Here is a 14,439-nt window from a genome sequence, read left to right as displayed (position 1 = left end):
AGGAGAAGGTATTATGACTTTTAAAAACATGTTAGCAAGTAAAGGAAAAAAGAAATGGTACGCATTGATAGGAGTTGTAGCTGTTCTTGCAATGATTATGCTAGGACTACATCATGCACATGCAACTCATTCATCATCACATCAGTCTAATAAACAGAGTGCGAAATCTGTATCTTCCAAAGCCACAAAGAGCAATGATCAAAATCAGAAAACAAGTAATCAACCTGCCACGGATAATACCGATCAAGTAAAAGATGACTCTGTTTCGGCTGCCTCTTCATCAACTGTCCAAGCTCAACAAAGCGATACAACTAATAAGAAAGCAACGGGCCAAGGAAGTTCTTCATCAGTTGCTGCTCCTGCCTCTCAGCCAGCGCAAGAGATTAATAAAGGCAATCCTCGACAAACTGTAATGCCTAATGTCAATGTATATGGAGCGCCCGGCCTCTGCTTGCAGTATGTAGACGATGCTTTTAACATTAGTTCAAATCGATCTTATTCTGCGACTGCTTCAGCAGGAAAAGCGAGCGCTAATGGCACGATGCACTACAATGATCAATTCCCGATTGGAGTAAAGGTACCGGTTTACTGGAACTTAATCAGTAAAGATGATGGTGTCAATTATGGTCATATTGCCATTTGGGACGGACAAGGTGGTTTCTACTGGGAAGGAAATCATTCCTCAACCCCTAATTACTTCACACTTGACGAAATGAAGCAAATTATGAATGGGACTCGACAAGTGAATGGCCATTACTTAACGGAAAACTGGCAGACACCATCTTTGATTGGCTGGTCAACTTCTCTAGAGGGGCACACCATTGCGGAAAATTTATAATTAGTTCTCATTAAGATTAAAAAGTAGTAACTTGATTCAGGGTTATATTTTATACATATACATATATCCATACGTGTATGTATATGTATACAGAAAATAAAGTGAACGATTAATGCAATACACTCAGTTTGCTAGGCTGAAATTTAATAATAGACTACTGAGGACGCCTATATGGGCGTCCTTTTGTTTATTCAAATAATAAAATAACATAATTTTAAAAAGGGCTTTCTAAGATGCCCTTTTTATTTTGCTTTTTTACACGACACTACAGATAAAAAACTAGGGGACATAGGGGACATCGGTAAAAAAAACAAAAAACACCCAAAGTATAGATGTTGACAGGTAATGTCTATATAAAAAAATGACTCATCCAGAATAGTTATGGAATCTGACACATATGGTGTTCTTGACAAAGAAGAATTTATTCCACAACTGTAGAAGAACGTTCTAGGAGGATATAAAATGACTGATCAAAAATACCAGTTGGAGTATGACAAAGTTCTTATTGTTAACCCAGCAATCAAGCTGGATAACGGAGAATGGCTATCGGATTTAAGCCTTAATATGCGACTTTCACCCATTTTTGATATGAAGGAAATTGATGAACATGAAGCACAGTTTAAGCTGCCCCCTTCCGTTGTTAAAGTAGGGTATGACCAAAAATCCAAAAGTTTCACTTTCGATAAGCAACCTGACTTTGATGGCGATTTTGAAATATCTGGCTATCAAAAAGGAATTGTTGCTAGTAAAGAAAGTAGGTGGGTTGACCAAAAAATGACGAGTAAAAAAGAATTTGATGCTCTTATTACTAAGTATGGATTAAGCATCGACTCAGATAGTTCTTTGCAAAGTTGTGCTTACAGCATTCATTATTTGGATTCTGAAAGGAAGTGACTGACCATGACAAAAAAAATTAGGCAACGTGTCCTTACAAATTCAAAAGGACAATATCTTTCTAAGAAGATACTGTTCAATATTCGACTTTCTTCAAATGAACAACCAGAGTGGACTTTTGATTTAAAAAAAGCATTGGTATTGTCCAATTGCTTCTCGTAACCGGTTAATCCCGACAATATGGTGTAGTCTTTTTGGCGAAACGTAAATTTTAACTTTCGGACTTTTTTCAGTAAAAAAAATTAAAAAGTCCTGATTGTTTTCCTGGGTAGCATAAAAGCTTCCATAAAAAATAAAAATATTTCCTATCAATTTAGACTCAGTAAAAAGAGCAACGATGATAAAGGGAGAAAAATATGCAAGATGAATTAAAAAGCAGCATCGTCATTGGTGCAAAACCCGAAGTGGGGCTTCCAGATGATTGGGAAAACAGACTAAAATACTACCATTCCTTAGAGATTGCGTATAATATCGCAACTCTACACAGGCTATCCATTGAGCAGACATTACCAATTGAAGGTCAGGTCAACACGAACATTGTTTTGCGTAATGTTGCTGGGGAGTTTTTGTTCAGAGAGCCGATTACGATTGTAACTATTCAAAACCATGATGAATTATATCGTTGCGTTCAACATTGCCTACGCTTTTATGATAAACCAAAGTATTTTGTTGCACCTGATAAAGCCATGAAACTGAACCAAATATTAGAACTACCAATCAAGAATCAAGACGTTTTAACACAGTTGTTCTCTGATGGCGCAGATTTACAGCAAGAAATTACTAATCTTTTTTTAGAGGAGTACGATGAGTTTCGTCGCCATATTAAGGAATTTTAGTAATTCTTTTTTTCGGGGTATTTTTTAATTCCCCAGTTGGGAATGAAGCAAATTATGAATGGGAATCGACAAGTGAATGGTCATTACTTAACAGAAAACTGGCAGACACCATCTTTGATTGGCTGGTCAACTTCTCTAGAAGGGCAACACCATTTCGGAAAATTTATAAGTAGTCATCTTAAGATTAAAAAGTAATAACTTGATTCAGGGTTATATTTTATACATATACATACACGTATAAATATATGTATATTGAAAATAAAGTGAACGATTAATGCAATACACTCATCTTGCTGGGCTGAAATTTAATAATAGACTACTGGAGGGCGCCTATATGGGCGCCCTTTTGTTTATTCAAATAATAGAACAACATCATTTTAAAAAGGCTTTTTCGGAAGGCCTTTTTAATTTTGAGCCAGATTTTTCTACGCCATTAAAAAACAACAAAATAGGGGACATCAGTAAAAAAACAAAAAACATCCAAAGTATAGATGTGTAGTTAAAAATAATATGAAAAGGATAATAAGATATTATGGACTTTCATTCAAAAAATAAAAGGATTTAGTAAAAAAGAAGATTCAAGTGTTCAACTGAGACGGGTAGTAAAAGAAGTCATTCGTGCTGCCGAACGAGAACTGGAAAAAACATGGAGTATAAGCTATGAATCGTTTAGTTGCAAAGTTGCACAAGAAATTAGAATTCAAGTCATCAAAAAGACTGACTAAAAAACAAAGACAATTTTATCAAGAACTGCATTATTATTTTAGAGGCGAAACAGAAGCTGATTTTTCAAATTTATATTACATTGAAGGTTTTACGGGTGATGAGCTCGATACAAAGATAAAAGAAAATCTCATTAAAAAGATCACAACCATGCAGTTGAAAATCGTAAGTTGGTCGACGATTGGACATGATAATAGAACTGATGTTACGGCCTTGATTAAAGACTATCAATCTATGATTTACTTGCTTTCAAAGTATACTAATTCCCTAGAGGAATTTGAATTATATTCCGTTTCTATTCTTTATCAAATCTAAAATCTGTTGCGGGAACAATTCATTATGTTTCATTAAGATTTTTCCCAATTCAAATAACACACCTGCATAAAATAAATCATCCACTGTTTGCCCTTTTCCAAGTCGTTTTTCTAGAGACCGATCAACCTTCCCTGAAGAGTTAACTAAATGTTTACCATTGAAGTGCCAATGATTAAGAACATCTGTTAAGTCAACAATTTCAGAAACTAAATATTCACGGTTTCCCTGAAGAAAGTTCACAAATTGCGAATGGTTGCCACTATTAACAAGGGTGATTCCAAGCGGATACACGAACTGATTACTAATGTTTTCATTATGAATATCAAAAGAGCTTTCATTTCTAGAAAATGAAATTAAGTTATCGATAAGGCGATTGTTGTTCCAAATACATTGTAAAAGAGGCCAGTCTGATATGACCAATTTGTCAGAAACCGTTAATCGGCGAGAAGCTTTATTGAATATTTTAAAAAAATCATCGTAATTGATTACACTGAGGGATTCTTTTTTAAAAGTATGGTTTGCATCCGCAACAGTTATAGCAAACTGCCGACTTGTTAATAATGCCGTCACTTCAGTTAAATAAAGTTGTACAGCTTTTTGTTTCTCTTTTAATGTCCGTTTCTTGTAATAGGCATGATCATCTAATATATGCTCCAAATTTTTTTTATGCAGTTCGACTATATCTTCTGCTGTGTGAGAACCAATCTTTTTATAAAAAAGAAACACAAAAAACTCCATTCCTACCACTAACCAGGACGAAACAGAGTTGCTATTCGATGTATCTATTGATAAAAGGTCTAAGCTTTTATACAATGGAAATACAGCTAGCAATAGCTCTATTTCGTCCATCAAGCTGAAAACCGCTCAAAGTATTCAGGGCTTGTGGATTTATTGTTTATAGGTTTATTTTATCACAATGTTTAATAAACTGCCGAAAGACGCCTTTACGGGGGTCTTTTTGTTTGTTCTGATAATCATTTTATTTATAATGAAAAGGTGTCTTATCGAATGTAAATAGTCAAGGTAGCCTACTAAACCAAGAGGATTTTACAATGAGTAGTCATCATTTAACATTAGCGGATCGTGTCAAACTTGAAACGTGGATTGGGGAAGGGTATACTTGTTCCCAAATTGCCACTCGACTTGGCTTTGCTCGTTCAACCATTACAAGAGAGATTCAACGAGCAACCAAGAATCGCCGTTTTGGGATGTCGATTGGCGCCTGCCATGCCAAGCGAATGTATCGAGCCTTAGAAGCTCATCAATTAGCCAAGTATAAAAAACACGCCAAATTAACGCTGTGTCCTCGTAAATTAACAAACCATCGTAAGGCCATCATTAAAAAAAGAATTTTAGAAGACAAGTGGTCGCCAGAGCAAATTGTCCATAGTAGTCGAAACTTTGGCGTATCCGTTCATAGTATTTACAATTGGATTAATCGAAACCAAATCGAGGGACTCTCAAATAAAAACCTGAGATTAAAGGGGAAACAATATAAGCGTGCTTTAAGTAAAAAAGCTTATCAGAGCCTTCATCAATTAAAATCAGAAAACAAGTAATCAACCCACGCCACGGATAATACCGATCAAGTAAAAGATGACTCTGTGTCGGCTGCCTCTTCATCAACTGTCCAAGCTCAACAACAAAACGATACATCTAACAAACAATCGGCAGCACAAACGAAGAATGCAGTACCCGCTTCAACGGCATCGCAATCGATTAATAATAGCAACCCTCGACAAACTGTAATGCCTAATGTCAATGTATATGGAGCGCCCGGTCTCTGCTTGCAGTATGTAGATGATGCTTTTAACATTAATTCAAATCGATTTTATTCTGCGACTGCTTCATCAGGAAAAGCGAGCGCTAATGGCACGATGCACTACAATGATCAATTCCCGGTTGGAATAAAGGTACCGGTTTACTGGAACTTAATCAGTAAAGACGATGGTGTCAATTATGGTCATATTGCCATTTGGGACGGACAAGGTGGTTTCTACTGGGAGGGAAATCATTCCTCAACCCCTAATTACTTCACACTTGATGAAATGAAGCAAATTATGAATGGGACTCGACAAATAAATGGCCATTACTTAACAGAAAACTGGCAGACACCATCTTTGATTGGCTGGGCAACTTCTCTAGAGGGGCACACCATTGCGGAAAATTTATAATTAGTTCTCATTAAGATTAAAAAGTAGTAACTTGATTCAGGGTTATATTTTATACATATACATATATCCATACGTGTATGTATATGTATACAGAAAATAAAGTGAACGATTAATGCAATACACTCAGTTTGCTAGGCTGAAATTTAATAATAGACTACTGAGGACGCCTATATGGGCGTCCTTTTGTTTATTCAAATAATAAAATAACATAATTTTAAAAAGGGCTTTCTAAGATGCCCTTTTTATTTTGCTTTTTTACACGACACTACAGATAAAAAACTAGGGGACATAGGGGACATCGGTAAAAAAAACAAAAAACACCCAAAGTATAGATGTTGACAGGTAATGTCTATATAAAAAAATGACTCATCCAGAATAGTTATGGAATCTGACACATATGGTGTTCTTGACAAAGAAGAATTTATTCCACAACTGTAGAAGAACGTTCTAGGAGGATATAAAATGACTGATCAAAAATACCAGTTGGAGTATGACAAAGTTCTTATTGTTAACCCAGCAATCAAGCTGGATAACGGAGAATGGCTATCGGATTTAAGCCTTAATATGCGACTTTCACCCATTTTTGATATGAAGGAAATTGATGAACATGAAGCACAGTTTAAGCTGCCCCCTTCCGTTGTTAAAGTAGGGTATGACCAAAAATCCAAAAGTTTCACTTTCGATAAGCAACCTGACTTTGATGGCGATTTTGAAATATCTGGCTATCAAAAAGGAATTGTTGCTAGTAAAGAAAGTAGGTGGGTTGACCAAAAAATGACGAGTAAAAAAGAATTTGATGCTCTTATTACTAAGTATGGATTAAGCATCGACTCAGATAGTTCTTTGCAAAGTTGTGCTTACAGCATTCATTATTTGGATTCTGAAAGGAAGTGACTGACCATGACAAAAAAAATTAGGCAACGTGTCCTTACAAATTCAAAAGGACAATATCTTTCTAAGAAGATACTGTTCAATATTCGACTTTCTTCAAATGAACAACCAGAGTGGACTTTTGATTTAAAAAAAGCATTGGTATTGTCCAATTGCTTCTCGTAACCGGTTAATCCCGACAATATGGTGTAGTCTTTTTGGCGAAACGTAAATTTTAACTTTCGGACTTTTTTCAGTAAAAAAAATTAAAAAGTCCTGATTGTTTTCCTGGGTAGCATAAAAGCTTCCATAAAAAATAAAAATATTTCCTATCAATTTAGACTCAGTAAAAAGAGCAACGATGATAAAGGGAGAAAAATATGCAAGATGAATTAAAAAGCAGCATCGTCATTGGTGCAAAACCCGAAGTGGGGCTTCCAGATGATTGGGAAAACAGACTAAAATACTACCATTCCTTAGAGATTGCGTATAATATCGCAACTCTACACAGGCTATCCATTGAGCAGACATTACCAATTGAAGGTCAGGTCAACACGAACATTGTTTTGCGTAATGTTGCTGGGGAGTTTTTGTTCAGAGAGCCGATTACGATTGTAACTATTCAAAACCATGATGAATTATATCGTTGCGTTCAACATTGCCTACGCTTTTATGATAAACCAAAGTATTTTGTTGCACCTGATAAAGCCATGAAACTGAACCAAATATTAGAACTACCAATCAAGAATCAAGACGTTTTAACACAGTTGTTCTCTGATGGCGCAGATTTACAGCAAGAAATTACTAATCTTTTTTTAGAGGAGTACGATGAGTTTCGTCGCCATATTAAGGAATTTTAGTAATTCTTTTTTTCGGGGTATTTTTTAATTCCCCAGTTGGGAATGAAGCAAATTATGAATGGGAATCGACAAGTGAATGGTCATTACTTAACAGAAAACTGGCAGACACCATCTTTGATTGGCTGGTCAACTTCTCTAGAAGGGCAACACCATTTCGGAAAATTTATAAGTAGTCATCTTAAGATTAAAAAGTAATAACTTGATTCAGGGTTATATTTTATACATATACATACACGTATAAATATATGTATATTGAAAATAAAGTGAACGATTAATGCAATACACTCATCTTGCTGGGCTGAAATTTAATAATAGACTACTGGAGGGCGCCTATATGGGCGCCCTTTTGTTTATTCAAATAATAGAACAACATCATTTTAAAAAGGCTTTTTCGGAAGGCCTTTTTAATTTTGAGCCAGATTTTTCTACGCCATTAAAAAACAACAAAATAGGGGACATCAGTAAAAAAACAAAAAACATCCAAAGTATAGATGTGTAGTTAAAAATAATATGAAAAGGATAATAAGATATTATGGACTTTCATTTAAAAAAGAAAAAAACAAGTGAAAAAGAAGATTCAAGTGTTCAACTGTTAGACGATAAGTTCCAATTTAACTTAGAAGAATCAGAATTTCCTGACCATGAAGCAATTGAAAATACCTCAGCGGATTTTCAATCTAAGGGGTGGCTTAGTTATGAAGCGACTAAACCAATGGCAAACATATGGTTCGTCGAAAATCTATTATTGAATCTCATAGCTAATGGTAATGTTGGTACCGTTTCACTGTCTTTTCTTGAAACAGGGTACAAAACTCCAAAGCCAGAAAAAGGCCGAAAAAAGAAGAAAAAGCAGGTTGATGCTCAACCAGAACATGCTGTATTAGATCAGTTTACCTTGTCTTTTGTTATTGATCGCCATTATGTTCATTTACCTCAAGCAATTGCCAATTATTTTTTGAATATAAGAAATGACAGCGTTGATTATACTGGTCGTAAAGATTATATTGAGTTAATTTTAGATTTTTATGATCATCAATCCGGTGACGCGTTTAAAGATTTATTTGGCCTCCTGCCTAGTGCATCAGTCACTTTACCAAGCGAAGAGGAGTGGCGCACAAAATATAACGAGGAAAAAGAAGTATTTGTAAACGCTGAAACGCGTGAAAACGAAGCCTCTGCCAACATTCATATTGAAAAGCCAGTACTTGAGCAGTCAGATTCAAATCTTTCGAGTGAACAATCGAATTCATCAAACCAAGAAGAAAACAAAACTGATCAAGTATCGGAAGATGAATCGAATAATGCTTTCGATTCAGTATCAACCGTAGAAGTCCCAACATCAATGGCCATTACAAAAAGACCTGACGATGATATGAATACGGTTTTAATCAACAATGATACATTGGAATCTTCAGAATCTTCATTAACGAATTCATTTACATTAAGTTCATTTTTTGATGAACTCGAAGAAATGAGGAATATTGCCAATGTCGATCCAGAATTTTACGTCACACATGATTTGGCATCAGTTGGTGAGCAAGATACCAACTTTGTCTCAGCTCAAGTTGATCATAAAAAGGATGAATTGAATGTTGAACGAGGACAAGTGGCAGAAACCCTTAATACCTCCGCATCTCAAAAATTAGGTGTTAAGATTGATCAATTCAAGAGAGCGTTAAGCAACTCAGCCAGTTCTTTTGACTTAACCCACAGAGCATTAGATCGGGCGCATGAAGTGGTCGATCCAATTTTGGCTGCTGAACTGAATAATGCTCAAAACCAGGAATTTAAGTCACTGGAGGATCGCGCGAATAATCAACGAGCAGAAGAAAATAACCGTCATGATCAAGCGCTAAGGGAAATTGACGAAACTTTAAGAACTGAAAAGAAACGAGCCTCAGAAGAATTAGCAGCACAATACGAAACTAAGAAGAAGCAAGAACTTGAGTTGCAAACGAAAGATTATCAAGCAAAGTTTGATCAACAAAAGTCAGATGACCTGCAAACACTTGCTTCACAATTTTTGTCTGAACTACAAACTCTGGCTACCACACTTCAATCGACTTCTAATGATTATATGAGAATGTTTGTAAAAGAACAAAACGATTCTCTTGCCAAGTTTGAGGAACAGCAACGCCAAATTCATGCTGAAGCGGAAAAAAGAGCCATTGCTCTCGATGAAGCTTCAATCCAACGTAGTAAAGCTGAAAACTACAAGTTATCCCTTGAAGAAAAAGATGAACAACTTGCCGAAACATTGGCTGCCGTGACGAATTTGAAAAACCGCGAAGCCGAATTGATGGCTGAAAATCGCACATTAAAAGAAAATCATGTCACTTCAGAAAAAATTGATCATTTGGTCAATGATAAGGATAACGATTTTACTTTTAAGGATTTCATGGCTTGGCAAGAAAACCAACAAAAGAACAATCCACAACCCAAACCAACTCACCATTCCAAAAAGTTCTGGTGGTCTACAAGTGTGGGGGTCTCGCTTCTTTTACTGGGCGCCGGGGCAGGAGGTATGAAGGCGTACTCAACATTGCAAAATACGCAAGAAACTAATCAACGGTTACAAAAAGAAGTCACCAAATTAACCAAAGAGGCTCCTTCTTCAAATAACACGAAAACCGCCCAAACCAATTCAACGACAAGTAATCAATCCAGTACAACGAATGATAATAGCGTAAACAATCGCCCCTACCAAGCTCTCGACGATTCACTCAAGCGAAATAGCTTAGATGTTTATCGTCAAAGCTTCTCAGATAATCAATTGGGGCAAGATAGCTATCGTGTCTTTCGGGTCGGACAGCTGTTGAATCAACAAGTTGGTCGTGATGCAGCGGTAGCCGTATCACAAGCCAACCCTGGTTATAATCAAACTTTAAATCAATATCTAGGTATTCATTAAGAAAGGAGATTTTATGACAACTAAACAGGCATCACCAACTGATGTTCAAATTACTAGTCACAACTCGATTGATTTGGTAAGTCATAACGATTTTGTTGCTCAATCCATTCACCAAAAGATTGAACTGATGCGTTATTTCTCAACGACCAATCACCAGTGGGAGGACTCATTATATGAACCAACCCAACTAGAAGAGGTCCGCTCGTGGGGCAGGTTTAAGCACTACCTTTCATTTTTTAAACCCCTTGATTGGCTACGTTTGACTGTTTTTATTATTGGTCTTTCAATCTTATGGATAGGAAAAGTAGTCGCTTATTTTCTTTTGTACCTTCTCATGTTCTTCGCCTTTCTGACCGTGATTGCTAAAACTGCATTGCCAGCATGGCAATCTATCAGCTTTTTTTTGGTATACACTTTAGGATTTACAATATTCCGTTTCATCTGGCAGCAATTCCTGCTCAACAACAAGAGACAAAACCCAGGCAACCAGTCGATTTTGAAAATCCTTTGGTTCAAGCACTCTGCTAGCGGCTCTGACAAAGGTCTGCAACCAGTCGTTCTTCTTTTGTTACCAGAATGGCTGGATTCAAGTCTCAATCCAAATCAATTGACCATTACTGGTGAAATTGATCCGCAAACGCTTAAAAAGATGTGGAAAAAACTTAGTCTTTTTGAAAAACATGTCATCATGTCCGATTCCGGTATTATTACGGACACCGACAAATACCCATTTCAATCAGTCGAGTTTGTTAGTTCATCATTGCCATACCGTGATGAACTGATCGCTAGCATCTATCAAAGTCAACAATCAAAAATGAGTTTGAAAGCTGATGGTAACAAAAAAACTAACAGTGGGTTAACACCTTCAGTGAAAGCCACTAACGAATCGCTTTAATTATTTAGGTATTTAAATCAAAGGAGAAAACTTATGCCTATTCAAACACAATCAATCAATGTGAAAAATCACTTCAAAATGTATAAGGCTGGTAAACACTGGCTCTATGCTTCACTGGCGGCCGTTACTCTTATTTCTGGAGGAGTTGGTCTTTCACAGTCAGCTAATGCGGATGAGGTGTCGCCAACTACAACTGCTCAAGGAACTGACAGTACAGCTCCATCTGCTGAACATCAAGGAGAGATGAATCAAGTTAATGGCTTGAAAGATACTCATAATGCCCTCAATCAAGCGGTTACGACGGCTCAAGCCGCTGGAGTTACTGTTACAGATCAAGGCACAACGACTAAAACCGTTACGCAAGACCAAGTGTCCAATGAACGTCAAGCGGTTAAGAATGATGAAACGGCCCAAACAGCTCAAGTCAATCAGGCCACGGCCAATATTAATTCATTAAAGGATTCCAACAAAAAGGTTAATGATGCGGCGACTGATGCCCAAAATAGTGGCGTTATTTTAACCCAAGATAATACGGTTAAAAAGGATCCCCAAGATGCTGCGCAAGATGCTCAATCACAAGCTGATAATTTGAAGAAGTTGGCTGATGAGAAAAAAGCTGACAATGACTCTGTTGCTCAAGCGCTCAAGGGAACTACTAATTACAACAATCAACCATCAGAGACCAAAGGGGGATTGAAGTTTGTAAATACTGGCCAAAAACCAACGGCTATCGTTTCTTCTGACTATGGCGATAAAAACACACCATTCTCTCAAATACAAATACCTAATTCTGTTAGCGTTGATGTCCAACAAGGATCGCAAGCCGGCACAAATGCCTCGCTACACCCGTTTTTAGGTAAAACAAACGCTATTGATCCAAATGTCCCTTTCTTTACTACGAATTCGGGTGACACATATCGAGTCAATGGTTTGTCTGTCACACCGACAGATGGCGGGCCAAGTCAAAATGCTTATCTGATTTATAAAGTGAACAGTGTTCAAAGTATCAAGCCTAATAAGGGCAGTTACGTGGCTTTCCATGAAAGTCAAAACACCGGAAACGGTCAAGATCGAGGTGCTCATTCTCTAAGCATCTTCATTACCAATGCCTCCTATGCTGATATTGATGCTAAGCTCTATGCAGAAAACGGCCAACCGCTAAACATCAAAACGGCGATTACTTATAACGATATTGATATTGAACAGGGTATTCGCGAAAATTCTGGAAATATTGTTAATTTGACTTATTCTGACGATACTAAGGTCGCAGATGATGGAACTGTTTACTCCACTTCATCTCATGATTTGAATGGAAATGAAACCGACGAGGGTCAATATATTGCCATTGGCCAGGGAAATGATTTCTCTCATAAGTTCTATAACCCTTATACCAATCAAGTTGACCCAGATACAGGCAAGTGGGGTGTAAGTACTGATGGATATGATACTTTCCGTTATGATTTATTTGGTACTGATGATCGTTTAAAGACGGTTAGTCCTAAGGTCATTACCGGCAATTATCACTTATACGACCAAACGCAAGCAGTGACGGTTCACAAAACTGATTTACAGTATCAACCAGTGGTTCAACCGCACAAGTCAGAAACAAATGAAGAAGATGAAAATAACAACACCAAGCCTGTCATGCGTGGGGACATTGTTAAGTATTACGTCAATCAAGATTACACCGGTTATAAAGATGCTGATCTAACGGGGTCAACTATTGCTACAACCCCTGGTGCTTACGATAATTATGATGATAAGACTACCGCAAACCCAGGAACGGAAAAAACATATTTGATGCCGGAGGGGTATAAGTTTAACCCTGATACAGTAGCTCAAGACCTGAAGAAGGGGCAGTTGCTCGACAATAATGAATTCGTTTATCAATATGACAATCAAGGTCATAAATTTACAGTAACCGCTAAAGATGCTCAAGACTTTTTAACAAAGTATATTCAAGAAGGCCGAACGTTGGTAACGACGTTTGATACAACTGTGAATGATGACGTTGATGGCCAAATTCAGAATACGGCCTACCAACTTGATTTTCAAAGCAAAACTGGCCGTTCATTCCAAACTGAAACTGTCCAAAATCCATTGCCCAAAATTAATCCTAAAAAGGATGTTGTGGCCGGTGTAGGAAACCGTTCAAGTTTAAATAATCAAACAATCGACTATGGTCAGTTGTTTGACTATGCTTTAGAATCCAGCACACGTCCTGCTAATTATGGTGGTAAGACGAACGAATGGTCTATTGATGATCAAACCGACACAGCTCATGATTTGCTAACAGGACAATACTCCGTGTTAAACAGCGGTGGCGACTTAACAACGGAAGATGGTCAAAAAATTGTCAAAAACCAAATTTTGGACCCAAGTTACTTCACAGCAGTGATGGATGGTCATGGCAAAATCTCACTTCAGGCGACTGATAAGTACCTTAAGTTAATTGATCTTCCTGATAACAAAAAAGTACCGGTTCAATGGACGGCCTATGTTCAGACCAAGAGAATTGCTTACGGTGATGCCAAAAATGTCTTCACAGAATCATTTAATCATCAATCAAAGAAATCAAATGAGGTTCTGACCCATACGCCTCAACCAGAAATTAAGACTCCAACTACTAATAACTATCCTCAAAAAGAAGTGGTTCAACCGCAAAAGGTTAGTGCTACACCTGAAACACCAGTGACGCCCGTGTCTTCTTCTGTCCTGCCAAAAACAGGGCAAGAAGCGCATAATCACACAAACATGGAGGGTGAAATTGCAGCAATCTTAGCAATTGGAACTTCTGCGTACTTTGCCGCATTAAAGCGAAAGAAAATCATTTAATATTTGAACAATAAAAGCCGCGGGGCCTACCAGATTAATGATCTGGTAGGCCTTTTTTCTTTACTCATAAAAAAGGGAACACGTTGCTCGTGTTCCCTCGATATATATTTCACATGGTTTTAACTATGGCCATAATAACCATAATACTGGGCCTTGGTTTCAGCCAACCACTTAGGATCTTGATCCAAATATTTGTAAAACTTCACGGTCATTTTGCACGTGAAGTTAATGAGACGCCAAGCTAGATAAATCGTCCCAAACCAGAAGACAAAATACATGGCAACAAAC

General features: G+C 37.2%; 14 protein-coding genes. 13 read left to right on the top strand and 1 reads right to left on the bottom strand.

What is annotated here, in order from left to right:
* Positions 1-13: 13 nt before the first annotated feature.
* The 5 genes from FEFB_RS02810 to FEFB_RS02790 all read left to right on the top strand — a co-directional run bounded on the left by FEFB_RS02810 (position 14) and on the right by FEFB_RS02790 (position 3,606).
* Positions 14-838: a hypothetical protein gene (locus FEFB_RS02810; protein ID WP_047974735.1), complete on the top strand. Its 825-nt coding sequence runs from the start codon at positions 14-16 to the stop codon at positions 836-838.
* 462 nt (positions 839-1,300) lie between these two features.
* Positions 1,301-1,732, top strand: a complete 432-nt coding sequence (locus FEFB_RS02805) for a hypothetical protein (RefSeq protein WP_047974731.1) — start codon at positions 1,301-1,303, stop codon at positions 1,730-1,732.
* A 356-nt stretch (positions 1,733-2,088) separates the two neighbouring features.
* Positions 2,089-2,568, top strand: a complete 480-nt coding sequence (locus FEFB_RS02800; protein WP_047974730.1) for a hypothetical protein — start codon at positions 2,089-2,091, stop codon at positions 2,566-2,568.
* Between the two features lie 274 nt (positions 2,569-2,842).
* Positions 2,843-3,067 carry a hypothetical protein gene (locus FEFB_RS02795; RefSeq protein WP_047974729.1) on the top strand — a complete coding sequence of 75 codons (225 nt, stop codon included), beginning with the start codon at positions 2,843-2,845 and terminating at the stop codon, positions 3,065-3,067.
* Between the two features lie 161 nt (positions 3,068-3,228).
* A complete protein-coding gene (locus FEFB_RS02790) occupies positions 3,229-3,606 on the top strand; it encodes a hypothetical protein (RefSeq protein WP_047974734.1) in 378 nt (125 codons plus the stop codon).
* Here FEFB_RS02790 and FEFB_RS02785 read toward each other — a convergent pair.
* Positions 3,574-4,455, bottom strand: coding sequence for a DUF6710 family protein (locus FEFB_RS02785; protein WP_152666228.1), 882 nt, complete (start codon positions 4,453-4,455; stop codon positions 3,574-3,576). The two genes, FEFB_RS02790 and FEFB_RS02785, sit on opposite strands and share 33 nt — an antisense overlap.
* 203 nt (positions 4,456-4,658) lie before the next feature.
* Here FEFB_RS02785 and FEFB_RS02780 point away from each other — a divergent pair, with 203 nt between their 5' ends.
* The 8 genes from FEFB_RS02780 (at position 4,659) to FEFB_RS02745 (ending at position 14,151) form a co-directional block, all read left to right on the top strand.
* Positions 4,659-5,165 (top strand): helix-turn-helix domain-containing protein, encoded by a 507-nt coding sequence (locus FEFB_RS02780; protein ID WP_053068932.1) that lies wholly within the window; start codon positions 4,659-4,661, stop codon positions 5,163-5,165.
* 45 nt (positions 5,166-5,210) lie between these two features.
* Positions 5,211-5,780, top strand: a complete 570-nt coding sequence (locus FEFB_RS02775) for a hypothetical protein (RefSeq protein WP_047974732.1) — start codon at positions 5,211-5,213, stop codon at positions 5,778-5,780.
* Positions 5,781-6,242: 462 nt separating this feature from the next.
* Positions 6,243-6,674, top strand: coding sequence for a hypothetical protein (locus FEFB_RS02770; protein WP_047974731.1), 432 nt, complete (start codon positions 6,243-6,245; stop codon positions 6,672-6,674).
* A gap of 356 nt (positions 6,675-7,030) precedes the next feature.
* Positions 7,031-7,510, top strand: coding sequence for a hypothetical protein (locus FEFB_RS02765; RefSeq protein WP_047974730.1), 480 nt, complete (start codon positions 7,031-7,033; stop codon positions 7,508-7,510).
* Between the two features lie 274 nt (positions 7,511-7,784).
* Positions 7,785-8,009 carry a hypothetical protein gene (locus FEFB_RS02760; protein WP_047974729.1) on the top strand — a complete coding sequence of 75 codons (225 nt, stop codon included), beginning with the start codon at positions 7,785-7,787 and terminating at the stop codon, positions 8,007-8,009.
* A gap of 33 nt (positions 8,010-8,042) precedes the next feature.
* Positions 8,043-10,421: a hypothetical protein gene (locus FEFB_RS02755; protein WP_047974728.1), complete on the top strand. Its 2,379-nt coding sequence runs from the start codon at positions 8,043-8,045 to the stop codon at positions 10,419-10,421.
* Positions 10,422-10,434: 13 nt separating this feature from the next.
* The gene (locus FEFB_RS02750; RefSeq protein ID WP_047974727.1) at positions 10,435-11,316 is read left to right on the top strand and encodes a hypothetical protein; all 882 of its coding nucleotides are present in this window, start codon (positions 10,435-10,437) and stop codon (positions 11,314-11,316) included.
* A gap of 33 nt (positions 11,317-11,349) precedes the next feature.
* A complete protein-coding gene (locus FEFB_RS02745; protein ID WP_047974726.1) occupies positions 11,350-14,151 on the top strand; it encodes an LPXTG cell wall anchor domain-containing protein in 2,802 nt (933 codons plus the stop codon).
* The last annotated feature ends 288 nt before the right edge of the window (positions 14,152-14,439 follow it).

This window comes from Fructobacillus sp. EFB-N1 (assembly GCF_001038455.1).
Taxonomy (GTDB): Bacteria; Bacillota; Bacilli; order Lactobacillales; family Lactobacillaceae; genus Fructobacillus; species Fructobacillus cardui.
Note: the sequence above shows the minus strand (reverse complement) of the source record. Positions and strands in the feature narration are given on the sequence as shown.

Bases quoted from the DNA above. Each gene is read 5' to 3' on its own strand.
- FEFB_RS02745 (WP_047974726.1), top strand. From the start codon at position 11,350: ATGCCTATTCAAACACAATCAATCAATGTGAAAAATCACTTCAAAATG.
- FEFB_RS02780 (WP_053068932.1), top strand. From the start codon at position 4,659: ATGAGTAGTCATCATTTAACATTAGCGGATCGTGTCAAACTTGAAACG.
- FEFB_RS02765 (WP_047974730.1), top strand. From the start codon at position 7,031: ATGCAAGATGAATTAAAAAGCAGCATCGTCATTGGTGCAAAACCCGAA.
- FEFB_RS02770 (WP_047974731.1), top strand. From the start codon at position 6,243: ATGACTGATCAAAAATACCAGTTGGAGTATGACAAAGTTCTTATTGTT.
- FEFB_RS02805 (WP_047974731.1), top strand. From the start codon at position 1,301: ATGACTGATCAAAAATACCAGTTGGAGTATGACAAAGTTCTTATTGTT.
- FEFB_RS02810 (WP_047974735.1), top strand. From the start codon at position 14: ATGACTTTTAAAAACATGTTAGCAAGTAAAGGAAAAAAGAAATGGTAC.
- FEFB_RS02785 (WP_152666228.1), bottom strand. From the start codon at position 4,455: ATGGACGAAATAGAGCTATTGCTAGCTGTATTTCCATTGTATAAAAGC.
- FEFB_RS02750 (WP_047974727.1), top strand. From the start codon at position 10,435: ATGACAACTAAACAGGCATCACCAACTGATGTTCAAATTACTAGTCAC.
- FEFB_RS02790 (WP_047974734.1), top strand. From the start codon at position 3,229: ATGAATCGTTTAGTTGCAAAGTTGCACAAGAAATTAGAATTCAAGTCA.
- FEFB_RS02800 (WP_047974730.1), top strand. From the start codon at position 2,089: ATGCAAGATGAATTAAAAAGCAGCATCGTCATTGGTGCAAAACCCGAA.
- FEFB_RS02760 (WP_047974729.1), top strand. From the start codon at position 7,785: ATGCAATACACTCATCTTGCTGGGCTGAAATTTAATAATAGACTACTG.
- FEFB_RS02755 (WP_047974728.1), top strand. From the start codon at position 8,043: ATGGACTTTCATTTAAAAAAGAAAAAAACAAGTGAAAAAGAAGATTCA.
- FEFB_RS02795 (WP_047974729.1), top strand. From the start codon at position 2,843: ATGCAATACACTCATCTTGCTGGGCTGAAATTTAATAATAGACTACTG.